The sequence below is a fragment of the Cyanobium sp. LEGE 06113 genome (assembly GCF_015207615.1).
This window is the reverse complement of record NZ_JADEWM010000012.1, coordinates 19831-41666: the sequence shown is the minus strand read 5'-3', so window position 1 is coordinate 41666 and position 21836 is coordinate 19831. Positions and strand designations below refer to the sequence as shown.

The 21836-nt window shown below is 68.8% G+C and carries 22 protein-coding genes, 2 tRNA genes and 2 pseudogenes; 13 read left to right on the top strand and 13 right to left on the bottom strand.

Features of this window, described 5'->3' with window-relative positions:
• Positions 1 to 192: 192 nt before the first annotated feature.
• On the top strand, positions 193 to 1284 hold the full coding sequence (aroC, locus tag IQ220_RS14780) for a chorismate synthase (RefSeq protein ID WP_193916155.1): 1092 nt from the start codon (positions 193 to 195) through the stop codon (positions 1282 to 1284).
• A 6-nt stretch (positions 1285 to 1290) separates the two neighbouring features.
• On the opposite strand, the gene IQ220_RS14775 is transcribed toward aroC, so the two are convergent.
• The 4 genes from IQ220_RS14775 to psbO form a co-directional block, all read right to left on the bottom strand.
• Positions 1291 to 1917, bottom strand: a complete 627-nt coding sequence (locus tag IQ220_RS14775) for a bifunctional 4-hydroxy-2-oxoglutarate aldolase/2-dehydro-3-deoxy-phosphogluconate aldolase (RefSeq protein ID WP_228009287.1) — start codon at positions 1915 to 1917, stop codon at positions 1291 to 1293.
• A 24-nt stretch (positions 1918 to 1941) separates the two neighbouring features.
• Positions 1942 to 3786 (bottom strand): ATP-dependent zinc metalloprotease FtsH3, encoded by a 1845-nt coding sequence (gene ftsH3, locus IQ220_RS14770; protein WP_186697345.1) that lies wholly within the window; start codon positions 3784 to 3786, stop codon positions 1942 to 1944.
• A 71-nt stretch (positions 3787 to 3857) separates the two neighbouring features.
• Positions 3858 to 5018 (bottom strand): sulfate adenylyltransferase, encoded by a 1161-nt coding sequence (gene sat, locus IQ220_RS14765; protein ID WP_193916140.1) that lies wholly within the window; start codon positions 5016 to 5018, stop codon positions 3858 to 3860.
• A 140-nt stretch (positions 5019 to 5158) separates the two neighbouring features.
• The gene (psbO, locus tag IQ220_RS14760) at positions 5159 to 5980 is read right to left on the bottom strand and encodes a photosystem II manganese-stabilizing polypeptide (protein WP_186697347.1); all 822 of its coding nucleotides are present in this window, start codon (positions 5978 to 5980) and stop codon (positions 5159 to 5161) included.
• Between the two features lie 102 nt (positions 5981 to 6082).
• Between psbO and IQ220_RS14755 the strand changes: the two genes are divergently transcribed.
• Positions 6083 to 6454 carry a hypothetical protein gene (locus tag IQ220_RS14755; protein WP_228009286.1) on the top strand — a complete coding sequence of 124 codons (372 nt, stop codon included), beginning with the start codon at positions 6083 to 6085 and terminating at the stop codon, positions 6452 to 6454.
• Positions 6455 to 6474: 20 nt separating this feature from the next.
• Here IQ220_RS14755 and coaBC read toward each other — a convergent pair whose 3' ends face one another.
• Together coaBC and IQ220_RS14745 are read right to left on the bottom strand one after the other, a co-directional pair.
• The gene (gene coaBC, locus IQ220_RS14750) at positions 6475 to 7752 is read right to left on the bottom strand and encodes a bifunctional phosphopantothenoylcysteine decarboxylase/phosphopantothenate--cysteine ligase CoaBC (RefSeq protein ID WP_193916137.1); all 1278 of its coding nucleotides are present in this window, start codon (positions 7750 to 7752) and stop codon (positions 6475 to 6477) included.
• Positions 7742 to 7960 carry a DUF2555 domain-containing protein gene (locus IQ220_RS14745; protein WP_186697349.1) on the bottom strand — a complete coding sequence of 73 codons (219 nt, stop codon included), beginning with the start codon at positions 7958 to 7960 and terminating at the stop codon, positions 7742 to 7744. Before IQ220_RS14745 ends, coaBC begins: the two co-directional genes overlap by 11 nt.
• A gap of 77 nt (positions 7961 to 8037) precedes the next feature.
• Here IQ220_RS14745 and IQ220_RS14740 point away from each other — a divergent pair.
• The 3 genes from IQ220_RS14740 to IQ220_RS14725 all read left to right on the top strand — a co-directional run bounded on the left by IQ220_RS14740 (position 8038) and on the right by IQ220_RS14725 (position 9269).
• Positions 8038 to 8110 (top strand) — tRNA-Ala (locus IQ220_RS14740).
• A 298-nt stretch (positions 8111 to 8408) separates the two neighbouring features.
• Entirely contained in the window at positions 8409 to 8606 is a 198-nt protein-coding gene (locus tag IQ220_RS14730) for a hypothetical protein (RefSeq protein WP_186697351.1), read from the top strand.
• A 294-nt stretch (positions 8607 to 8900) separates the two neighbouring features.
• The gene (locus IQ220_RS14725) at positions 8901 to 9269 is read left to right on the top strand and encodes a DUF565 domain-containing protein (RefSeq protein WP_186697352.1); all 369 of its coding nucleotides are present in this window, start codon (positions 8901 to 8903) and stop codon (positions 9267 to 9269) included.
• Here the strand turns inward: IQ220_RS14725 and IQ220_RS14720 are convergent.
• Both IQ220_RS14720 and IQ220_RS14715 read right to left on the bottom strand, forming a co-directional pair.
• A complete protein-coding gene (locus IQ220_RS14720; protein WP_186697353.1) occupies positions 9256 to 10296 on the bottom strand; it encodes an aspartate carbamoyltransferase catalytic subunit in 1041 nt (346 codons plus the stop codon). The genes IQ220_RS14725 and IQ220_RS14720 overlap by 14 nt on opposite strands.
• A gap of 26 nt (positions 10297 to 10322) precedes the next feature.
• Positions 10323 to 10946 carry a DNA-3-methyladenine glycosylase gene (locus IQ220_RS14715; RefSeq protein WP_193916134.1) on the bottom strand — a complete coding sequence of 208 codons (624 nt, stop codon included), beginning with the start codon at positions 10944 to 10946 and terminating at the stop codon, positions 10323 to 10325.
• Here IQ220_RS14715 and IQ220_RS14710 point away from each other — a divergent pair.
• A complete protein-coding gene (locus IQ220_RS14710; RefSeq protein WP_186697355.1) occupies positions 10945 to 11082 on the top strand; it encodes a hypothetical protein in 138 nt (45 codons plus the stop codon). The two genes, IQ220_RS14715 and IQ220_RS14710, sit on opposite strands and share 2 nt — an antisense overlap.
• A 26-nt stretch (positions 11083 to 11108) precedes the next feature.
• On the opposite strand, the gene IQ220_RS14705 is transcribed toward IQ220_RS14710, so the two are convergent.
• Positions 11109 to 11399: a DUF6679 family protein gene (locus IQ220_RS14705; RefSeq protein ID WP_186697356.1), complete on the bottom strand. Its 291-nt coding sequence runs from the start codon at positions 11397 to 11399 to the stop codon at positions 11109 to 11111.
• A 99-nt stretch (positions 11400 to 11498) separates the two neighbouring features.
• Between IQ220_RS14705 and IQ220_RS14700 the strand changes: the two genes are divergently transcribed.
• From IQ220_RS14700 to IQ220_RS14690, 3 genes are read left to right on the top strand one after another with little or no spacing between them, the layout of a single operon-like run.
• The gene (locus tag IQ220_RS14700) at positions 11499 to 12302 is read left to right on the top strand and encodes a creatininase family protein (protein ID WP_370566511.1); all 804 of its coding nucleotides are present in this window, start codon (positions 11499 to 11501) and stop codon (positions 12300 to 12302) included.
• A gap of 38 nt (positions 12303 to 12340) precedes the next feature.
• On the top strand, positions 12341 to 12634 hold the full coding sequence (gene gatC, locus IQ220_RS14695) for an Asp-tRNA(Asn)/Glu-tRNA(Gln) amidotransferase subunit GatC (RefSeq protein WP_193815336.1): 294 nt from the start codon (positions 12341 to 12343) through the stop codon (positions 12632 to 12634).
• Between the two features lie 27 nt (positions 12635 to 12661).
• Positions 12662 to 13651 carry a hypothetical protein gene (locus IQ220_RS14690; protein ID WP_193916131.1) on the top strand — a complete coding sequence of 330 codons (990 nt, stop codon included), beginning with the start codon at positions 12662 to 12664 and terminating at the stop codon, positions 13649 to 13651.
• A 40-nt stretch (positions 13652 to 13691) separates the two neighbouring features.
• Here the strand turns inward: IQ220_RS14690 and crtR are convergent, their stop codons facing one another.
• Together crtR and IQ220_RS14680 are read right to left on the bottom strand one after the other, a co-directional pair.
• The gene (gene crtR, locus IQ220_RS14685; RefSeq protein ID WP_228009285.1) at positions 13692 to 14714 is read right to left on the bottom strand and encodes a beta-carotene hydroxylase; all 1023 of its coding nucleotides are present in this window, start codon (positions 14712 to 14714) and stop codon (positions 13692 to 13694) included.
• A 56-nt stretch (positions 14715 to 14770) separates the two neighbouring features.
• Positions 14771 to 14853: transfer RNA gene (locus tag IQ220_RS14680), tRNA-Leu, on the bottom strand.
• Positions 14854 to 14949: 96 nt separating this feature from the next.
• Between IQ220_RS14680 and IQ220_RS14675 the strand changes: the two genes are divergently transcribed.
• Together IQ220_RS14675 and ileS are read left to right on the top strand one after the other, a co-directional pair.
• Complete coding sequence (locus tag IQ220_RS14675) at positions 14950 to 15840, top strand: Ycf66 family protein (RefSeq protein ID WP_193916128.1); 891 nt, start codon at positions 14950 to 14952, stop codon at positions 15838 to 15840.
• A gap of 90 nt (positions 15841 to 15930) precedes the next feature.
• Positions 15931 to 18851 (top strand): annotated as a pseudogene (gene ileS / locus IQ220_RS14670) (isoleucine--tRNA ligase).
• A gap of 22 nt (positions 18852 to 18873) precedes the next feature.
• Here the strand turns inward: ileS and IQ220_RS14665 are convergent.
• Together IQ220_RS14665 and IQ220_RS14660 are read right to left on the bottom strand one after the other, a co-directional pair.
• Positions 18874 to 19167 carry a hypothetical protein gene (locus IQ220_RS14665; RefSeq protein ID WP_186697361.1) on the bottom strand — a complete coding sequence of 98 codons (294 nt, stop codon included), beginning with the start codon at positions 19165 to 19167 and terminating at the stop codon, positions 18874 to 18876.
• Positions 19157 to 19774, bottom strand: a complete 618-nt coding sequence (locus IQ220_RS14660) for a DUF3177 family protein (RefSeq protein WP_186697362.1) — start codon at positions 19772 to 19774, stop codon at positions 19157 to 19159. The genes IQ220_RS14665 and IQ220_RS14660 overlap by 11 nt, the downstream gene beginning before the upstream one ends.
• 58 nt (positions 19775 to 19832) lie before the next feature.
• Here IQ220_RS14660 and IQ220_RS14655 point away from each other — a divergent pair.
• Both IQ220_RS14655 and trmB read left to right on the top strand, forming a co-directional pair.
• Positions 19833 to 21135, top strand: a pseudogene (locus IQ220_RS14655) (FIST N-terminal domain-containing protein).
• Between the two features lie 2 nt (positions 21136 to 21137).
• A complete protein-coding gene (gene trmB, locus IQ220_RS14650) occupies positions 21138 to 21830 on the top strand; it encodes a tRNA (guanosine(46)-N7)-methyltransferase TrmB (protein WP_193916161.1) in 693 nt (230 codons plus the stop codon).
• Positions 21831 to 21836: the final 6 nt, after the last annotated feature.

Sequence of the window (21836 nt, the reverse complement as noted above, 5' to 3'; positions counted from 1 at the left end):
CTGAAGCCACCCCCGTGGCTCTGACCGCCCCGGCGATCGGCTGAGGCTTCAGCCCTCTTCAGCTCCAGACCTGACGGAATCCCCCCAGCCCCCCTCTCAGCAGGGGGGCTTTTTGATGGTTTCACCTCTCAACCACCGTGCCAAGCGGCCGCCAAGGCCCAGCCCCTACGCTCGCAGCACTGTGTGGCAGCCATGGGCAGCAGCTTCGGCCAGCTCTTTCGCATCAGCAGCTTCGGCGAATCCCACGGCGGTGGCGTGGGGGTGATCGTGGATGGCTGCCCGCCGCGGCTGGCGCTCGCCGTGGAGGACATCCAGCGGGATCTCGATCGGCGCAAACCGGGCCAGAGCAAGATCACCACCCCCCGCAAGGAAGACGACCGCGTCGAGATTCTCAGCGGCCTGCTGGACGGCCAGACCCTCGGCACGCCCATCGCCATGGTGGTGCGCAACAAGGACCAGCGCCCCGGGGATTACAAGGAGATGGCGGTGGCCTTCCGCCCCTCGCACGCCGACGCCACCTACCAGGCCAAGTACGGCATCCAGGCCCGCAGCGGCGGCGGCCGCGCCTCAGCCCGGGAAACCATCGCTCGCGTGGCGGCCGGCGCCATCGCCAAACAACTGCTGGCCAGGGCTTGCGGCACTGAAGTGCTGGCCTGGGTGAAGCGGATCCACACCATTGAGGCGCATGAGATCGACCCGGCCAGCGTGAGCCTCGAGGATGTGGAGGCGACCATCGTGCGCTGCCCCGACCCCGAAGCCGCCGAGCAGATGGTGGAGCGGATCGAGGCGATCGGCCGGGAGGGCGATTCCTGCGGTGGTGTGATCGAGTGCGTGGTGCGGCGGCCGCCGGTGGGGCTGGGCATGCCCGTGTTCGACAAGCTGGAGGCGGATCTGGCCAAGGCGGTGATGTCGCTGCCGGCCACCAAGGGCTTCGAAATCGGCTCCGGCTTCGCCGGCACCCTGCTGATGGGCAGCGAGCACAACGACGCCTTCCTGCCCACGGACGACGGCAGCCTGCACACCGCCACCAACAATTCAGGCGGCATCCAGGGTGGCATCAGCAACGGCGAAATGATCGTGATCCGGGTGGCCTTCAAGCCCACCGCCACGATCCGCAAGCAGCAACAGACCATCGATGCCAGCGGTGCCGCCACCACCCTGGCCGCCAAGGGGCGCCACGACCCCTGCGTGCTGCCGAGGGCCGTACCGATGGTGGAGGCGATGGTGGCCCTGGTGCTGGCCGACCATCTGCTGCGCCAGCAGGGGCAGTGCAGCCTGTGGTGAAGGGGCTCAGCGGGAGCGCAGCTCGCTGATCAGGGCCTTCAGCTCGGCCATGGCGCCGCTCCGGTCGAGGCTGCCACCCAGGGCCACGGCATCGACGCCAGCCTGCAGCCAGGGCCGCACGTCGTGGGGGGCCAGACCGCCGGCCGCGATGCAGAACGGCAGGGCTCCCAGGGGCCGGCGCAGGCGGCTCCAGTAGTGGGAGCCCAAGCTGGCAGCCGGGAACAGCTTCACGGCCGGGCAGCCCAGCTGCCTGGCCTGCATCACCTCGGTGGGCGTGAACACACCCGGCACGAGGGCCAGGTCCAGGCGGCAGGCCTCGTGCCAGAGCTCCGGAATCAGCACGGGTGACACCCCGTAGCCCAGACCCGCAGCAGCCGTGGCCCGAATCGCCTCCGGGCTGCAGAGCGACGCCGCCCCCAGCCGCAAGCGCGGATGGGCCTGCTGGAGCGCCCGGCACTGGATGGCCCAGTCGGGATGGGGCTGCCAGCTGATCTCCACGTGGACCAACCCCATGGCATCCAGGGCTGCCAGGGCCGGCTCGAGCTGGCGGGGCTGCTCAGCACGAAGCACCACCAGCAGGGGCTGGCGGCGCAGCGCATCGAGAAACGGTGGGAAGGAGGCGATCGCGATCAACCGGCCTGGTCAACCAAAGGGGGCTCAGACGTACTCAGCCACCCGCACATCGCTCTGCAGCAGCAGCTCCTGGAGCTGCTCAGCATCCACGGTTTCCTTCTCCACCAGAAGTTCAGCCAGCTGATCGAGCACGGCCCGGTTGTTGCTGAGCACCTCGGTGGCCCGGCGGTAGGCGTCTTCCACCAGCTGGCTCACCTCCTCATCGATGGTGGCCGCGGTGTCTTCGGAGAAGTCGCGCTCGGCGGCGATGTCGCGGCCGAGGAACATGCCGCCCTGGCTACGGCCCAGGGCCACCGGACCGATGCGCTCACTCATGCCGAAGCGGGTGACCATCTGGCGCGCCACCCGGGCCACCTGCTGCAGGTCGTTGGAGGCGCCGGTGGTGACTTCATCGTCGCCGTAGACCAGTTCCTCGGCCACGCGACCGCCCAGGGCCACGGCCATCTGGTTCTGCAGATAGGCCCTGGAATAGAGCCCCGATTCCATGCGCTCCTCACTGGGGGTGAAGAAGGTGAGGCCACCGGCCTGACCGCGAGGAATGATCGAGATCTTCTGCACGGGGTCGTAATCGGGCATCAGGGCCCCCACCAGGGCATGGCCTGACTCGTGATACGCCACCAGCCGCTTGCGCTTCTCGCTCATCACCCGGTCTTTCTTCTCCGGACCGGCCATCACCCGCTCGATCGCATCGTTGACCTCATCCATCGCCACCTCGGTGAGCTGGCGTCGGGCCGCGAGAATGGCGGCCTCATTCAGCAGGTTGGCCAGATCGGCACCGGTGAAGCCAGGGGTACGGCGGGCCACTTTGTCGAGGTCCACATCCTTCGCCAGGGTCTTGCCGCGGGCGTGCACCTCCAGGATCTGGAGGCGACCGCTGTAATCGGGCCGGTCCACCACCACCTGGCGGTCGAAGCGCCCTGGGCGCAGCAGCGCGGCATCCAGCACGTCGGGGCGGTTGGTGGCCGCCACGATGATGATCCCGGTGTTGCCCTCGAAGCCATCCATCTCGGTGAGCAGCTGGTTGAGGGTCTGCTCCCGCTCGTCGTTGCCGCCGCCGAGGCCAGCGCCCCGCTGACGGCCCACAGCGTCGATCTCATCGATGAAGACGATGCAGGGAGCGCTCTTCTTGGCCTGCTCAAACAGATCCCGCACCCGGCTGGCACCGACGCCCACAAACATCTCCACGAATTCCGAACCGGAGATCGAGAAGAAGGGCACCCCGGCCTCGCCGGCCACGGCCTTGGCCAGGAGCGTCTTGCCGGTGCCGGGGGGGCCCACCAGCAACACGCCCTTGGGGATCTTGGCGCCGACGGCGGTGAAGCGATCAGGATTCTTGAGGAAGTCCACCACTTCGGTGAGCTCCAGCTTGGCGCCCTCGATGCCGGCCACATCGCCGAAGGTCACCTGGGTCTGGGGCTCCATCTGCACCCGTGCCTTGCTCTTGCCGAAGCTCATGGCCGGGTTGCCTCCACCCCCCTGGGCGCGCCGCAGCAGGAAGAACAGCCCCCCCAGCAGCAGCAGCGGGAAGATGAGGCTGCCGGCGGCCTGCTGCCAGGCGGCCGGCTCGCGGCTCGGCTGCACCGCGATGTCCACGTTGTGGTCCGTGAGCAGCTTCAGCAGGTCCTTGTCGGGGGCCAGGTTGACCACGGCGCGGCGGCCATCGTTCTCCACCACCTGGGCGGTGCCGCGGTCGGGGGCGATCAGCACCCGGGACACTTCGTTGTCCTGAACGGCTTCGACGAAGTCGCTGTAGCGCAAGGTGCGCGGCGCGTTGGCCGGGTCGGGTCGGTCGAGGAAGGCGGTGCCCACGGCAATCACCACGACCACCAGGAGCACGTACAGCCCCGCGTTGCGCCAGCGTTTGTTCAAGGCCTCGCCTCAGCTGAGAGATTTAGTAACGGAATGTTAACCGGCGGTGAGCCGCCTGTTGCGCCGGCGCCTCAGGCCGCAGCCCGCAGCACCTCCACCACACTACGGAAGGCGAACCATTCCGGGATCTCCTCGCCGCCCCTCAGCATCTGACGGAACTGGGTGCCGCTCAGCTTGCGGATGTGCAGCCCCCGGGCCTCGGCGTGCTCCGCTGTCACATAGCCCTCCTCCTCGGTGTACACGAGGTTGAGGGAGGGCACCGTCTCCATGCCCAGTTCGGAGGCGTTGTCACGGGCGAAGTCCTGGGCCTGGTAGGGGCCGTAGAAATCGCTGCCGCTGAGGCTCGACTTACAGCCGGCCATGTCCCGGCCGATGATGAAGTGGGTGCAGCCGTAATTCTTGCGGATGATCATGTGCTGCAGGGCCTCGCGGGGGCCCGCCATGTGCATCGAGTAGGGCAGGTAGGCCCAGCGGATGCGGGGGTTGTTCACCTCAGCGGCGAGGCGCTCATAGGTCTGGAAGCGCACGGCACCGGCGATGTCGTCGTCCTGGGTGGGGCCGCAGGTGGGGTGCACGAGCACCGCCGCCTGCTCGCTCACATTGCTGGCCTCCAGGGCCCGGGTGAACAGTTCGTAGTGGGCGCGGTGGATGGGGTTGCGGCACTGGAAGGCCACCACGCTCTGACCCTCCGGCAGGGTGGCACGCACCTCGGCCGGGGTCTTGCAGGGGAACACCCGCTGGGGCAACGCCAGCCCCTGCAGCCGGCCACCGAGGTAGAAGCGGCCGCGCTCGCCGCTGATCATGCGCACGGCAGGGTGCTCGATCGAGGTGGTGCCGTAACAGCCCTGGGCTTCGCGGGCCTTGTCGGGTTCCCACTTGCTCCCCACCGTGAGCACGGCCAGGTCCTGGCCCTTGTAGGTGAGCAGCAGCCGCTCGCCGACGGCCACGCTCTGCTCATCGGTGTCGAAAACGATCGGCAGACCGAACAGCAGGCCGCTGGTGGTGCGATGACCGGCCACCACCGCGTCGTAGTCCTCCTGGTGCATGAAGCCCCGCAGGGGCGAGAAGCCGCCCACCACCAGCAGCTCCACGTCGCAGGCGTTGCGATCGCTGCACTCGAGCACCCGATCCACCCCGGCCCGCACGGCCTCCTGCTCCCCCCCGGGCACCATCAGATCCACCAGGGTGCCTCCGTGGGGCGCGATCAGGCCAGCCAGGGTGGAGGAGGTCATCGGAACGACGGCGTTGATGGGCACAGATTCTCCCAGATGGGCCCAGGCCCGGGGTTGTGGCCGCCGGTCTGCACAAAAAAAGGGGCCCGCAGGCCCCCAGTCGCGTGGATTGGAGCGAGCCCGGGCGCGGGCAGGCCGGATCAGGCCTGCTCCAGACGGCCGTAGACCTCACCGGTGATCTTCACGTCAAGGGGATCCTTGGAGCCCATGTCGGTGTCGGAGGGCTGCAGGGCGGTGAACACACCGGCGAACTCACCGGTGCTGGCATCCACCCGGGTGATCGCCAGCTCCATCGAGCCGGCGCCGTCCACGTAGCTCTTGATGTTCTCGCGCTCCAGGCCATCACCGTCGGCGCCGAGGCCCACCAGGCCCTGGGTGTAGTCCACGCCGGTGGTGAGCCCGCGCGACTTGGGATCCAGGAAGTTGGAGGTGCGGTAGCTGGGCACCCGGTAGGTGCCGGTGAAGTCCGTGCTGGTGCTGATGGCGGCGCCGTCGGCCGTGGCCTTGAGCTGCTTGCTGGAGAACACGAAGGGCACCTCCTCACCGCCGGGCAGCAACACGGTGACGATCTGGAAATCGAGACCGCCCTGCTCCTTGAAGTTGAGGGAGTCACCGCTGACGGTCAGGTCGCCATAGACCTGATCCAGGCTGGTGGTGAAGCGGGTGAGGATCTTGCCGGCGACGAACTGGGCCTCCTGGCGCTTGTTGGCGGGTTCGCCCTTCACGAACACCTCGGCGGGGTGCATGCAGATCTCCCTGAGCTGGTAGGCGGTGCCGGAATCCAGGGGGATCGAACCGCGGGCCGATTCGGGCAGGGAGGGGCAGTCGTTGGCCAGGCCGGTGTTGTGGATGTCTTCGTAGGTGAGATTGGCGCGATCCACGGCCTTGGCCCCACCGCTGCAAGCGGTCACCAGGGTCAGACACAGCGCCAGCGCGAGGGCCAGCAGAGGACGAAAACGCATGGGGAGAACGCCGCAGAGAGTGGGCAGTAACTGGGCCGGGGCGGATCCTACCGGTGCAAAACCCTGATTCCCCGTACGATGTCGCGGCTCTCAACAACCTGTATGCGAGAGCCGAAGGTTCCGATCACCACACCACAGACCACGACCCCGCCAGCCCAGCAGCCATCCACGCTCACGGACGGGCGCCAGCAGCGGCTCGACAGCCTGCTCAGCCAGACCGCCAGCCTGGCCGAGGAGCTCCGAGGCGATCCGCAGCAGCTGCTCGACCTGCTGCGCCAGCTTGAGATGCTGCATCGCAGCATTCAGGACGGGGCCTTCCGGAGCAGCCTCCCCGCCGACCGCAACCAGCTGTTCAACCTGCTGCGCCGCATGGAACAGAGCGGCGGTTGGCCCTACATCCCCCGGCTGCAGCTGCGCACATTCATCGATCTGCTGCAGGTCGACGCCGCAGAAGAAGAGTCCCTGGCCGCCTGAACTGCCCCGTTGGGCCCGGCTCAGGCGGCCAGGGCCGAGAGCAGGTGGTGGGCCACGGCCAGCTTGCGGGCCGTTGGCAACACGCCCACCTGATCGCCTGGGCCAAGCAACCAGCCACTGGTGCTGTGCCCGCCGAAGCCCGCCTGGGGCTGATCGATGGGGTTGGCGAACAGAAGATCGCAGCCCTTGCGCGCGAACTTGACCCGGGCCTGGGGGAGCACATCGCCCGTCTGGGCCGCGAAGCCGAGAATGCGCTGCCCCCGCGGCCTGCCGTGCACCAGTTCGGCCAGCAGATCCGGCACCGGCTCCCAACCGCTGGCGAGGGCCTGCTCCAGGGCCTGCTTGTCCAGCTTGGTGTCCAGGGGCTGGCTGCGGCGATGGTCGGCCACGGCCGCCACCATCGCCACGGCCTGAACCCCCGGCTGACGGGCCAGCAAGGCCTGGCGCATCTCAGCCGCCGTGAGCACCGCCTCAGCGTTGAGCCCCTCGAGCCAGCCGGCCGGCAGCGCCAGCGGACCATGCACCAGCTCCACCCGTGCCCCCCGCAGCCGGGCCGCCTGGGCCAGCAGCACGCCCATGCGGCCCGTGCTCGGATTGGTGAGGCAGCGAGCCGGATCCAGGGGCTCGCGGGTGGGGCCGGCACTCACCAGCAGGCCACGGCCCTGCCAGTCGCGCTTCGGACCCCAGAGGGCGAGGGATTCCAGCGCCAGAAGCAGCAGCTCGGGGTCGGCCATGCGGCCCTGGCCCTGGCGGTCGCAGGCCAGCAGTCCGGACTCAGGCCCCAGGGGCAGCACGGTGGGGAAGCTCTGCAGGGCCTGCCAGTTGGCCCGTACCCCGGGCGAGGCCCACATGGAGGTGTTCATGGCGGCGGCCGCCAGCACCGGCGCCTCGCAGGCCAGCAGGGTGCTGGCCAGCAGGGTGTCGCCAAGGCCATGCACCCAGCGGGCCAGGGTGGTGGCGCTGAGGGGAGCCAGCAGCACCAGCTCCGCCCACTCCGCCAGCTCCACATGCAGGGGACGGGGCGCCCGGTGGCTCCACTGGTCGGCCTCCAGGCAGCAGGGCTGGCGGCTGAGACAGGCCAGGGATGCTGCGCTCACCAGGCGCTCGGCGCTGGGCGTGAGCACACAGCGCACCTCGGCCCCCCGCTGCACCAGGGCGCTCACCAGCAGCGGCAGCTTCACCGCCGCGATGCTGCCGCTGATGCCCACCAGGATGCGCCGCCCGCAGAGGGGATCGGCAGGCGGCGTTGAGGAGGGGGCGAGGTGGGGCTGGAGCAGGCCCTGCCCCTCAGTCCTCATCAAAGGGCTCCTGGTCCACCAGGTGCACGTAGGGGCGCGCCAGCTCGGGCCGGTGGATCGCCAGGGCCCGCATCAGGTGCCAGTCCGAGAGGCCGTCGAAGGGGGTGGGGTAATCGTCTTCGTCCAGGCGCTGGGCCAGCACGGCGGTCATGGCCTCGTCAAAGGCGGCAAGCCGCTCCGGAGTGATCGACTCAGACAAGGAGGCCATGGCGAGGGGGAGATGGCGATGGGGAGATGGCGGAGCGGCTGGCAGGCGGAAGGGCTGGGGCGATAATGGCCCCCTGAGGGGAATTAGCTCAGCTGGTAGAGCGCTGCGATCGCACCGCAGAGGTCAGGGGTTCGAGTCCCCTATTCTCCATTCTGAGGCCGGTGCAGCGATCCGGCTTGACCGCAGGCCGTACTGACGATGCCAGCTCCCACGACCTGGACCGCTGAGGCCGAGGCCGCCCTGAAGGAAGTGCCCTTTTTGTGCGGCCTGCCGTGCGCAGGCGCGTTGAGGCCATGGCCGCTGAAGCTGGCCTTGAGCAGGTGGATGGGGCCTTCTACGCCGAGGCCCGGGCCCGGTTCGGCCAGAAGTGATCCCGGCGCTGATCCGGGCCCTGATCGATACGCAACCGGCGATGTTGTAAAAGAGACGTGACAGTTTCTGCCCATCCATGTCGCAGTCGAAGCGCGAACAGGTGGTGAGCCACCTGCGCTACATCCGCCAGGAGCTCCGCGAGATGCATCAGGGCGTGATGGAGGATGGTCTCCTGCCGGAAGCCGGTGAAGTGCGCGGAGTGATGGCCCAGATGGAGGCGCTGCTGGAGTTGCTGGAGGGCAAGTCATCCCGCAAGAAGGAAAGCGACAGCTGAGTCCCGCTCTGCGCCGCCCCAACCCTGGCGTCAAGGGTGTCAATGGACGCTCCGTCAAACGACCCAGGCCCCTTGATCAGGCCAGCATCAATCGCTTTGCTGACGGGGTCCCCATCACCCCGCCCGGGCCCCAGGCCACGGGCTTTTTTATTGGAATCCCCTATCAGTAGCGTCAAGGGGCTGTCAAGGCTCCAGAGATGGTGTAGACCATGGAAGGCAGGACCGGGCCGGGTGATGGGGATCGCCAGCTCAACCGTCCTGCCTCCCCCTTGCTGCTGAGTCTCCGACCCATCCGTGGCCAACCTCCAGCAGCGGCCCGCTCAGCAGCCCCGCTTCCAGCAGACCCGCTTCCAGCTGAGCATCGCCCAGGCCAGCGGTCGCCTGCAGCGCTGGGCCACCAATCCATGGCGCCGGCTGTCGTTGCAGCTGATCGTGCTGCTGATGAGCTTTTCGATCGGCGGCGTGGTGGCTTCGATCAGCGGTCAGCTCTCCCAGATCGACCCCGTTGGCGCGGTGATCTGCGTGTTGGTGATCGAGCTGGCGATCCGGGCCCGGGGGCCCCTGCTCCGCCAGGCCGATCAGCGCCTCGGACTCCAGCTGCTGGACATGGGGCGCGTCGGCCTGCTCTACGGACTGCTGCTCGACGGCTTCAAGCTGTTGTGAGACCAGGCGCGGCCATGGCCTCCGTGGCCAGCAGATAGAGCAGCGCCATCCGCACAGGGATGCCGTTGCGCACCTGTTCCTCCACCGCACACACGGCGGGGTCATCCAGCAGAGCCGAGGCCATCTCCACGCCGCGGTTCACCGGCCCCGGATGGAGCACGGGCACGGCACGGCCGCAGCGCCTGAGACGCTCGTGGCTGAGGCCATAGGCCCGGTGGTAGGAGTCCAGGCTGGTGAGCAGGTGGCTGCGCATGCGCTCCTTCTGCAGTCGCAGGGTCATCACGGCGTCGGCGCCGTCGAGGGCGGCGTCGAGGTCGCGCAGCACCGTGACGCCGCCCCGCTCCTGCACCGGATCGCTGGCCTGGCCGGGCGGTGGAGCCGCCACGAAGGCCGCAAAGCTCTCCGGCAGCAGGGTGGCCGGCCCGCACAGCACCACCTCGGCGCCACAGGCGGTGAGGGCCCAGAGGTTGGAGCGGGCCACCCGGGAATGGAGCACATCCCCCACGATCACGATGCGCCGGCCCCGCAGGCTCTCGGGCGTGGGGGCGAGGGGATTGAAGTGGCGCGCCAGGGTGAAGAGGTCGAGCAGGGCCTGGCTGGGGTGGCTGTGCAGGCCATCGCCGGCATTGAGCACCGCGACCCGCTCACCGGCTTGATCGAGGTCTTCCGCCAGCCGCTGCGGGATGCCAGCGCAGTGATGCCGCACCACCAGCACGTCGGCCCCCATGGCCACGTAGGTGCGGGCCGTGTCCAGCAGGCTCTCCCCCTTGGCCAGGGAGCTCGATGACGGCGAGAAGCTCTGCACATCGGCCGAGAGGCGTCTTGCCGCCAGCTCGAAGCTGCTGCGGGTGCGGGTGCTGGGCTCGAAGAACAGGCTGGTCATCAGACGCCCCTGCAGCGCCGGCAGCTTGCGGGCGCCGCTGACCGGCATGGCGCGGAAGCGTTGGGCCAACTCCAGAACCATGGCCAGATCGTCCAGCGAGAAGGCCGCCAGATCAATGACATGGCGATGAGCCCAGCTGCCCAATCCCGGGAGGCGCAAACACCCTCAACCTAGAGGCCTGCCCCCGGGCGCACCAGGCGGTCGCCGCGGGCCCGGCGGCTGACACAGGGGCTGGAGCGCAGGTACCAGCGCCAGGGCAGCTCCTGGGCCTGACTGATGCCGACGCGCGTGGTCTGGGTGAGCTTGCCATCCATCCCAGGCGGCAGCAGGCGCGGTGCCAGCCAGAGGCCCGAGTCAGGCCGCGCCGGCAAGCCGTCATGGCGGCGATCGATGCCGAAGCGCCTGGCCAGCAGTCCTGGGCCGGCCGCCACCCGGGCCGGCTCATCGGGGATCTGCACCGCCCGCAGCAGCACTCCGCTGGCCTCATCGAGGCAGCCGGTCACCAGATTCACGCAGTGATGGATGCCGTAGGTGAGATACACGTAAAACCGGCCGGGCTCCCCGAACAGCGTCTCGTTCTGGGGCGAGCGGCGGCGGGACCCATGGCAGGCCGGCTCCTGCTGGGCATAGGCCTCCGTTTCCACGATCAGGCCGCGCAGCTGCTCGCCCGTCTGCAGCCGCCGGATCAGCCAGCAGCCCACCAATTCCGGGGCCACCTGCTCGGCGGGCCTGCCAAAGAAGGTGGCAGGGAGCACACTGGTGGCAAGCTCAGCCCACTCTTCCCGCTTCGCCATGGACTCCTCCGGTTTCACGCTGGCCACCGTGCTGCTGCTCACCAGTGGCCTGTTCTGCCTCTCCACCCTGTTCTTCGGCACCAAGGGCGGCTACTACGACACCGATGCCTACGACGGCAACGGCACCGCCCACTGATCAGCCGAACGGCTCAGCCGCTGCGATCAGCTGCTGAGCCGTTCGGCCTCCGGGCAGTCTTCAGCGGTGGGCAGGTCATCCATGCCACTGCGGCTCACATACGACAGGCGTGTGCTCACGGCTCCGATCGAGTCCAGACGCACGCTCTCCTCCCAGCTGTGGGTCTCGTCGTCCTCCTCGGCGTCGTAGTGGAGGGTGACCAGATCGCCTTCGATTTCGGTGATCAGGGCCTCCTCGATCCAGCGCTGCTGATCGCGCAGGAACACCCACACGGGCCGTTGTTCAGCACAGAACTGGGAGAGCTTGCGGTGCAGCATGGGCTTGGCGGCGCAGCGCTTCTCAACTCTAGGCAGAGGAGGCCGGAGTCCCGCTGTTCACCATGACCCCGCCAGGATGAAGCCAGCTCTGTTCTGCCTGTGACCTCGCCCGCCGCCGCCGCCTCCAAGGCCGGCTCCACCAGTGTTGAGGCGATCCGCCTGCAACTGCGCAGTTGGCCGGAGGTGGAGACCTACCTGGAGCGCTGCCGCGGCGTGATCGTGCCGCTGGGCTCCACCGAGCAGCACGGCCCCACGGGCGCGATCGGCACCGATGCCCTCACAGCTGAAGCGGTGGCCCTGGAGGTGGGCCGCCGCACGGGCGTGCTGGTGACGCCCGCTCAGGCCTTCGGCATGGCGGAACACCATCTGGGCTTCGCCGGCACGGTGAGCCTCCAGCCCAGCACCCTGATCGCCGTGCTGCACGACATCGTGCTCTCGCTGGCGGGCCATGGCTTCGAGCGGATCTTCGTGGTCAATGGCCACGGCGGCAACATCGCCACCGGCAAGGCCGCCTTCGCCCAGGCCTACGCCACGGCGGCAGGCCGGGGGCTGCCGGGGGCGGAGCGGCTGCGCTGCCGCATGGCCAACTGGTTCATGGCGGCCCCGGTGTTCCAGAAGGCACGGGAGCTGTATGGCGATCGGGAGGGCCATCACGCCACCCCCAGTGAGATCGCCCTGACCCTGCACCTCGAGCCCAGCCTGGAGAGCAAGCAGCGCCCCCTGCCGGAGGCGGCTCCCGCCGGGCCGATCCACGGCCCCGCCGACTTCCGGCGCCGCCACCCCGACGGCCGCATGGGCTCCGACCCATTCCTGGCCAGCCCAGAGCATGGACAGGAGTTCCTGGAACTGGCCGCCACCGCCCTCAGCGCCGATCTGGAGCGCTTCCTGGCAACCGACAGCTAGTTTCAGAGCTCAGCACCCCTGCCGGATCGGAGCGCCGCATGAGCCAGATCACCACCGATGACGTGCGCAAGGTGGCCCAGCTGGCCCGGCTGGCCCTGCCGGAAGAGAAGATCACCACCTACACCGCCCAGCTCGAGCGCATCCTCGAGTACGTGGCCCACCTGGAAGCTGTGGACACCGAAGGGGTTCCTGCCACCACCCGGGCCGTGGAAGTGGTGAATGTCACCCGTGAGGATGCGGTGTCGCCCACGCCTGTGCGGGAGGAGCTGCTGGATCTGGCGCCGCAGCGGGAGGGCGATTTCTTCCGGGTGCCCCAGATCCTGGCGGGCTGATCGAGAGGGGAGGCGACCCTTGGAGCCATGATCAGCACCATACCGGCGGAGGAGCTCGCCATCGCCACGGACTTTGTCGTGGCTCACCGGGCAGCCTTCCCCCCTGAGAAGGTGATCGAGACCTATCGCTGCCACGGCCTCGGGCTTGTGCAGGAGCCAGACTCCCCCGAGCTTGTGGCCATGATCAGGGCCGCTCTTGACGCTCAGATTCCCTATTCCGTGGTGAGAATCGGCGATGGGGAAGCCAATCTGCTCACCTACCTGCGCTATTCAGGCACTCCCCAGCTGGATCGCCTGATCGCCAGAGCCATCATCGAGGGCCAGGCTGATCGCTTCAACGCCAATGATCTCTGGCTCCTCTGTCTCAGGGAGTTGATGCAGCTCTCCATTGCCAGCGCCGACGTTGTGGGTGTGAGAGGTTTCTGGTGGGGCCGCTCTGCACCACAAGCGCAGCGAAGCTCAAGCCAGATCGAGCGCGTCGTTGTTGCACGGCAGATCAACGCCGATCCTCGCGGCACGTTGGGCGTCAGCAGGGCCGCCGACGCGATGCTGAAGCTGGCAGCCAGCTCTGACCTGAAGGGGAAGACGATCGCCTCAGCCCACCTCTATCTCGCCATCCTGGAGGGGCTGGACGTACTGATCTCCGCAGCCCAGAGGGTGCTGTTGATCACCAACCGTATTGAGCTGGTCGTACGACTACAGCAGCGCTGGCCGGAGAAGCATCTTGAGCTGATCGAAGTGGGGCGTTCCGCTTCCACACCATCGGGCAAAAGACCTCTCAAGAGCCCGAAGTTTCTTGACCAGGTTCATAGCCAGTTACCCCAGGAGCTTGGCGGTGCGCTCTGCCTGGTCGGCGCCGGACCATGGTCTGAGATCTACTGCACGTTCATCAAACAGAACGGCGGTGTCGGCATCGACCTGGGCAGCGGGTTCGACCTGATGGACCGCGTGATCAGCCGCCCCATCCACCGGGCCCTAGGGCTGGATCAAGACAATCGCTTTGCGATCCATCCTTAGCGGCTGATAAGACACCTTCAGTTATCCCAAGGGACCAGAGTCAACGCACGGGCGAAACAGCTGTGCGGTGCAGCACCTCAAGCACGCGACGCCGGGCATGGCGGGTGGGCATCAGGGCGGCGAGGGGGCGCAGCTTGCTGCGGCGCTTGCGGTGGCTGCGCACCCCCAGCAGGATGTCGTAGAGGAAGTTGAGAGCGTCTGCACGGGTTTCAAACAAGCCCAGGCGCTGCGGGGATCCCTTCGCATCCAGGATGTGCTTGGTGGCGTGGTATGCGGGCTCGTATTCAAACCAGGGGATGGAGGGCCAGAGATGATGGATCAGGTGATAGTTCTGGCCCATGATCAGCCAGTTCATCAGCCTGCCGGGGTACACCCGGGCGTTGTGCCAGCGGTTACGCGACTGGAAGGGCCTGTGGGGCAGGTAGTCAAAGAACAGCCCCAGGGTGACACCCACCATCAGCGCCGGCGCGAACCAGCAGTTGAAGATGAACGGCATGAATCCAAATTTGGCGCCCGCCAATACAATCGAGAAGAAGACGGCACGAGCAATTCCCCACTCCAGCAATTCATAGCGTCGCCACAGGCGGCGGCGAAAGAAGAACAACTCGTGGTAGAAGAATCGCGGCGCAATCAGCCACAGAGGCCCGAAGGTGCTCACGATGTGATCGGGATCGTGCTTCGGGTCGTTCACATGGGCGTGGTGCTGCAGATGCACCCGGGTGAACACCGGGAAGCTGAAGCCCAGCAGCAGGGCCGCCCCATGGCCCATCACGGCATTCCAGAAGCGGCTGGGGTGGGCCGCGTTATGGCAGGCGTCGTGGATCACGGTGCCCTCTAGGTGCAGGGCCAGAAAGCCGGTGATCAGCAGCACGCCAAGGGGCCACTGCCCCACGAACCAGCCCCAGATCGTCAGCCCCGCCAGGGCAAAGCCACCCAGGAAGAGTCCCACCGTGGGATTCCAGGCGGCCGGAGCATCGAGGTACTGCCGGGGAACGGAGCTGGACGGTGACCGACCGAGCGTGCCCACAGCCAGGTGGCGCTCTGCGGCGGGAGCCTGGGTCATGGGCTGGGACGGGCCGCGAAGCAATTCAGATGGCCTGCAACTTAAGAAAAGGTTGATGCCCACCGGGGGACTTGAACCCCCACGACCAAAGCCACTGGAACCTAAACCCAGCGCGTCTACCAAATTCCGCCAGGTGGGCTGGTAGAGGAACTGTAAGCAGGGCCGCGATCCCGGATCCCAACCGCAGGCCCCCGCCAAGGGGTCGGCTCAGAATGGGGACTCTTGCCCCGAAGCCATGCTTGCGACCCTGGGGGGAGCCCTGGCCCTGATGCTCGGGCTCACCGTGCTGCTGCTACCCGTGCTGGCCTCAGAGCTGAGCCGTCCCAGGGACTCGCTCTGGGGCGGCGTGGTGCTCCTGCTGGGCCTGGTGCTGGTGACCAGCGCCGAGCGGCTGAGGGGAGCGCCCATGCTGGCCGTGCTCTGCGGTGGACTGCTGGTGGGCCGGCTGGGCCTGGAGGTGGGACAAGCCCGCTGGCGCCAGCTGACGCCTGAGGAGCAGCAGCGCTTGTGGTCAACGGAACGCTGGCAGAAGAGCCTGGCGGAACTGGGCGCCAGCCTGGCCCGGCTGCTGGAGCTGGCCGGCGGCCTGGGGGCTGGAGTGCTGGGGTGGATGCGCCAGATGCGGCAGCCTCGCCAGACCACCAAGCGTTGGGTACGGCTTGAGACCGGCCCCAGCCAGCCTGACCAGGCCGCTGAGCCCCCTCAGGAGCAGCCAGAGGGCGTGGATCAGGTGAGCGAGGTTCCTGCGGCGAACCTGGCGGCTGAGAGGCCTGAGCGGGCTGACGCGGCAGCCGTCGAAGGCGCCACTGAAGCGGTCGGGGGCACGCAGCAAGCCGAGGCGGCGCCGAGCGAAGAGGAGGCCGAGAAGGCAGAAACGAGCGGGCCTGGGGCTGCCTGCACGCCAGAGGTGGTTCAAGACGCTGAAGATTCGGCGCCAGCCGCCGCCGCCGAGGCCTCAGATCCCCCGGCCGACGTGGTGGTGGTCGACGGCCTCGATGGTGTCGAGGACTTGCTGCAGGAGCTGGAAGGCCCCCCGGACGCGGCCCCAGCCGAATCCCCAGAAGACCCTCAGACCAGCCCGCGCCCCCCCGCAGACCCTCCGCTCGCTCCAGGCGAAACGGGATAATCCCCCTTTGTTGCCCGAGGCGCCGTGACCGCCAGCTCCGCGCCTGCCTCCTACAAGGACACGCTCAACCTGCTGCAGACGGCGTTTGCGATGCGGGCCAACGCCAAGCAGCGCGAGCCGGAGATCCAGGCCTTCTGGGCCGAAACCCAGCTCTACGAGCGCCTCAGCCGCAACAACCCCGGTGAGACCTTCACCCTCCACGACGGCCCCCCCTACGCCAACGGGGCCCTGCATGTGGGCCACGCCCTCAACAAGATCCTCAAGGACATCATCAACAAGACAGCCCTGCTGCAGGGCCGTCGGGCGCGCTTCATCCCCGGCTGGGACTGCCATGGCTGCCGATCGAGCTGAAGGTGCTGCAGGCGCTCAGCAGCGCCGAGCGGGCCGCCCTGACGCCGCTGAGCCTGCGGCAGAAGGCCCACGCCTATGCCCTCGAACAGGTGGAGGGTCAGAAGCGCGGCTTCCAGCGCTGGGGCATCTGGGCCGACTGGCAGCAGCCCTACCTCACCCTGCAGAAGAGCTATGAGGCGGCCCAGATCCGGGTGTTCGGCCAGATGGTGCTGGCCGGCCACATCTACCGGGGCCTGAAGCCGGTGCACTGGAGCCCCAGCTCCCGCACCGCCCTGGCCGAAGCCGAACTGGACTACCCCGAGGGCCACACCTCGCCAAGCGCCTATGTGGCCTTTCCGGTGGTGGAACTGCCGCCCTCCCTGGCGGCACACCTGAGCGAGGCGGGGCTTGCCGCCGGGGCCGCCACCGCCCCCGGCGGCCTGGCGGTGGCGATCTGGACCACCACCCCCTGGACCCTGCCGGCCAACCTGGCGGTGTCCGTGAATGGCCGGCTCGACTACACGGTGTGCGCGGTGAGCCAGCCGGCCGGGGAGGCGAGCGGGCCTGCTGCGGGGGCCAGCCATCTGGTGGTGGCCAGCGCCCTGCGGGAGCAGCTGGAGACCAGCCTCGGCCTGGGCCTGGCGCCCCTGCTGCAGCTCAAGGGGGCCGAGCTGGAGGGTGTGCGCTACCGCCATCCCCTGCTGGAGCGCACCAGCCCCGTGCTGCTCGGCGGCGACTACATCACCACCGAGGCCGGCACCGGCCTGGTGCACACGGCCCCCGGCCATGGCGTGGACGACTTCAACACCGGCCGCAAATACGGCCTGCCGGTGCTCTGTCCGGTGGACGAGGCCGGCACCCTCACGGCCGAGGCGGGGCCGTTCGCGGGCACCAACGTGCTCAAGGACGCCAACCCCGCCATCCTGGCGGCCCTGGAGCAGAGCGGCCTGCTGCTCAAGCAGGAGCGCTACGCGCACCGCTACCCCTACGACTGGCGCACCAAGAAACCCACCATCTTCCGGGCCACTGAACAGTGGTTCGCCTCCGTGGAGGGGTTCCGCAGCCAGGCCCTTGAGGCGATCGCCGCAGTGGAGTGGCTGCCCGCCAGCGGCCGCAACCGGATCGAGGCGATGGTGGGTGAGCGGGGCGACTGGTGCATCTCGCGCCAGCGCACCTGGGGGGTGCCGATTCCGGTGTTCTTCCACCGCCAGCGGGGCGACGTGCTGCTCAACGCCGACACCCTTGCCCACATCGAGGCCCTGATCGCCGAGCACGGCGCCGACGCATGGTGGCAGCGCGATGAAGCCGAGCTGCTGCCACCCGCCTATGCCGCCGAAGCGGCCGAGTGGCGCAAGGGCACCGACACCATGGACGTGTGGTTCGATTCCGGCTCCTCCTGGGCCGGCGTGCTGGGCGGCCTGGACGGCAGCCAGGCGAGGGCCCCGGAGCTCACCTATCCCGCCGATCTCTACCTGGAAGGCAGCGACCAGCACCGGGGCTGGTTCCAGAGCAGCCTGCTCACCTCCGTGGCGGTGAACGGCACAGCCCCCTACCGGCGGGTGCTCACCCACGGCTTCACCCTCGATGAGAAGGGCCGCAAGATGAGCAAATCCCTGGGCAACGTGGTGGATCCCACCGTGCTGGTGGAGGGCGGCAGGAATGAAAAGCAGGAGCCGGCCTATGGCGCCGATGTGCTGCGCCTGTGGGTGAGCTCGGTGGATTACTCCGCCGACGTGCCGCTGGGCCCAGGCATCGTCAAGCAACTCGCCGACGTGTACCGCAAAGTGCGCAACACGGCCCGCTATCTGCTGGGCAACCTGCACGATTTCGACCCGCGGCCCGCCACGGCCGGAGGTGACGCGGTGGCCTACGACGCGCTGCCCCTGCTGGATCGCTGGATGCTGCAGCGCACGGCCTCACTGATCGATGCGGTGACCGCCGATTTCGAGCGCTTCGAGTTCTATCGCTTCTTCCAGGCCCTGCAGAACTTCTGCGTGGTGGATCTCTCGAACGTGTACCTCGACATCGCCAAGGACCGGCTCTACGTGAGCGCGGCAGGCTCGTTCCGGCGCCGCAGTTGCCAGACGGTGCTGAGCCTGGTGGTGGAGCGGCTGGCCGGCCTGATCGCCCCGGTGCTGTGCCACATGGCTGAAGACATCTGGCAGAACCTGCCCTATGCCGTGGCGGAGGCCTCGGTGTTCGAGCGGGGCTGGCCCACGGCGCCGGCCAGCTGGCGCCAGCCGGCCCTGGAGGAGCCCATGGACCAGATCCTGGCCCTGCGTGCCCTGGTCAACCGCCAGCTGGAGAGCTGCCGCAAGCAGGGCGGCAAGGGGCCCGAGTCCAAGGGAGGCGCTGACGGCCTGGGGGCCTCGCTGGAGGCTCAGGTGCACCTGGAACTCGGCAGCGACGCCGCCCCCCTGCGCCAGGCCCTGGCCTGGCTGGAGGCGAGCCCCTGCCCCGAGGTGGACAACCTGGCCGACTGGCTGCTGGTGTCCTCCCTGCAGCGCGGCGGCAGCCCCTTCGACACCGTTCTGGCCGCGGACCAGGAGCAGGGCATCAGCGTGGCGATTGCCCGCGCCGAAGGCCAGAAGTGCGAGCGCTGCTGGCACTACACCCAGGACATCGGCCAGTACAGCGCCCACCCAAGCCTCTGCGGCCGCTGTGTGACCGCCCTGAGCTGAGCGGGCCCAGGGCCGGCGCGTCTCAGAGCCAGGCCTGGGGCTCCAGAAAGGTGCTGGCGGGCAGCGGCCCGGCCAGCACCACTTCTGAGCCTGGGGTCAGAGGACCCTGGAGCAGCTCAGCCGACTCCAGGCTGGCGGCGGCCGGCAGCACGGGCTGGTCGGGATCGAAGGCCGTGGGGTGGGTGGTGCTGCAGGAGAAACCCCGGAAGATCAGCAGCTCCAGCGGGTCGGCCTCCAGGCTGCCCCGCAGGCGCAGCACCCGATCCGGCCGGGCGCGGCTGAGCTCTTCCAGGCGGGCCAGCAGCTCAGAAGTCACCGGCCACCCTCCCCTGGCGCGGCAGGCGCACCAGCAGCCACTGCAGCAGGCCCACGGCGTAGCCCACCAGAGCCAGATAGCCCACGAAAGCGGCCACGGCAGGCGTCCACTGCCCCCCGAACACGAAGCCGAACACGGCGGCCCCATGGCGATGCAGCTCCTGGGGGGCCTGCAGCCAGGCCAGGCAGCGGGCGTCTCCCAGCCGCTCGGGGGCCATGCAGCCCAGGGCCGTGGCACTGAACAGGGCACTGAGCGGCGCCCAGAAGGTGATCGACCAGCGCCAGATGCGCAGGGTCAGGGGCAGGGGCCGCCAGGGGGGCAGGTCGGCGAGCTCCTCATTCAGATCCACCCACAGCCAGAGGCTCACCACCAGCAGCAAAGGGCCGATCAGCGCCAGCAGCAGCCCGGCGGGGCGGCGGTCGGTGAGCAGCAGCACCGCGATCAGCAGCAGGCTCGAAACCTTCCAATAGATCCCCAGCAGCCGCAGCAGCGCCCGCTCCCGCCGCAGGGCGGCCCAGAGCAGCAGCACCAGCGGCAGTCCCACGGTGAACAACACCGCCAAACGGACGTCCAGCCACACCAGGGAGCGGTACAGCGAATCCGGCACAGGCATGGTTCGGTAAGGCGCCATTATCCGCATGTGCTGCTGGCGATAGGGTCCGCCCATGGCTGCGTTCTCACTGCCCCGTTGGTTGATCCCGCGTCAGGGGCCCGGCCCCAACGCCCCGTGGTGCCGCACAGCCCTGTCCAGAGAGGCCTCCCTGGACGGCAGTCTTCAGGAGATCAGCCAGCAGCTGCGCGGGGTCGGCGCTGCCGACCTGGCCCTGGTGTTCGTGTCCTCCAGCTACGCCAGCGATCTGCCCCGCCTGCTGCCCCTGCTGCAACAGCGCTTCAGGGCCAGCCACTGGCTCGGCTGCCTCGGCGGCGGCGTGGTGGGCACCCCGGCCGACGGACTCAGCTGCGAGCTGGAGCAGGAGCCCGGCATCAGCCTGATGCTGCTGGGGCTGCCGGGGGCGACGCTGCAGCCCTTCGCGATCCAGGGCGACGCCCTGCCCGATCTCGACGGGCCAGCCGAGCCCTGGCTGGCCTTGCTGGGTGATCCCGATCCCCGGGCCGCCCACTCGATGCTGCTGCTGATCGACCCGGCTTTCCCCGCCATCAACGACCTGATCAGTGGCCTCGACTACGCCTGTCCCGCTGCCGTGAAGGTGGGTGGGATCGCCGGCCAGCACAGCGCCCGCCACGGCTCGCTCCTGCTCGGTGATCAGGTGCTCAGCGGCGTGGTGGGCTGTCTGATCGGCGGCGCCTGGGGGATCGATCCAGTGGTGGCCCAGGTTGCCGGCCGATCGGCCCGGTCTTCGAGGTGGAGCAGGCCGAGCGCAACGTGGTGCTGGAGGTGAGCCAGAACAGCCGCCGCAACAGCCCGGTGGCCGCCCTGCAGGACATCCTGATCGGCCTCTCAGCCCAGGAACGGGACCTGGTGAAGCACTCCCTCTTCCTCGGCGTGGGCCGCAACAGCTTCAGCCTCGAGAGCAGTGAGACCAACGAGCCCACGGCCTTCCTGGTGCGCAATCTGATCGGGGTGGATCCCCGCAACGGCGCCGTGGCGGTGGCGGAGCGGATGCGGGTGGGCCAGCAGGTGCAGTTCCAGCTCAGGGATGCCACCGCCTCACGCCAGGAACTGCGCCAGCTGCTGGCCAGCCAGCGAGACCGCCAGGCTCAGCCGCTGGCCACCCTGCTGTTCGCCTGCCTGGGCAGGGGCCAGGGGCTCTATGGCGAGGCCGATGGCGATGTGACGCTGTGCCGCGAGCCTTCGGCACCCTGCCGGTGGCCGGAGCCTTCTGCAACGGCGAGATCGGCCCGATCGCCGGCGGCACCCATCTGCACGGCTACACCGCCAGCTGGGGGTTCCTGGTGCCCCGTGCCGACAGCGCAGCGCCCAGCGCCCGCGTGGAGGCGGGCGGCTGATGGTGCGTCAGCACGTCAACCCCCTCAGCAGCTACCACCAGGCTCCCCGGCCGCTGCCACCGCCAGCTGAGCTGTTTGAGCAGCCCAGCTGGCCGATCCATCTCGACATCGGCTGTGCCCGTGGCCGCTTTCTGCTGGCCATGGCCGAGGCCGAACCCCAGCGCAACTACCTGGGCCTGGAGATCCGCCTGCCGCTGGTGGAGGCCGCCGAGGCCGAGCGCGAGGCCCTTCAGCTGGCTCAGGCGCGGATCCTCTACGCCAACGCCAACGTGAGCCTGGGGCCCTGGCTGGCCCAGCTGCAGCCGGGGCAACTGGAGCGCGTCTCGATCCAGTTCCCCGACCCCTGGTTCAAGCACCGGCACCACAAGCGACGGGTGCTGCAACCCGCCCTGCTGAACGCCCTGGCTGGTGCGCTGCTGCCGGGCCGGGAGCTGTTCATCCAGAGCGATGTGGAGGCGGTCGTGCTGCCGATGGTGGCGCTGATTGAGGCGAGCGGCTGCTTCACACGTCCCGCTGCCGACCCGCGGCCCTGGCGCCCCACCAACCCGCTGCCGGTGCCCACCGAACGGGAACGCTTCGTGCTGGACCGGGGCCTGCCGGTCTACCGGGTGCTCTACCGGCGCAATGACCAGCCAGTGCCGCCGCTGCTGGAGCGCCAACCGGGCGAGATGGCCACGGCAGCCCCCCACCCATAATCCGGC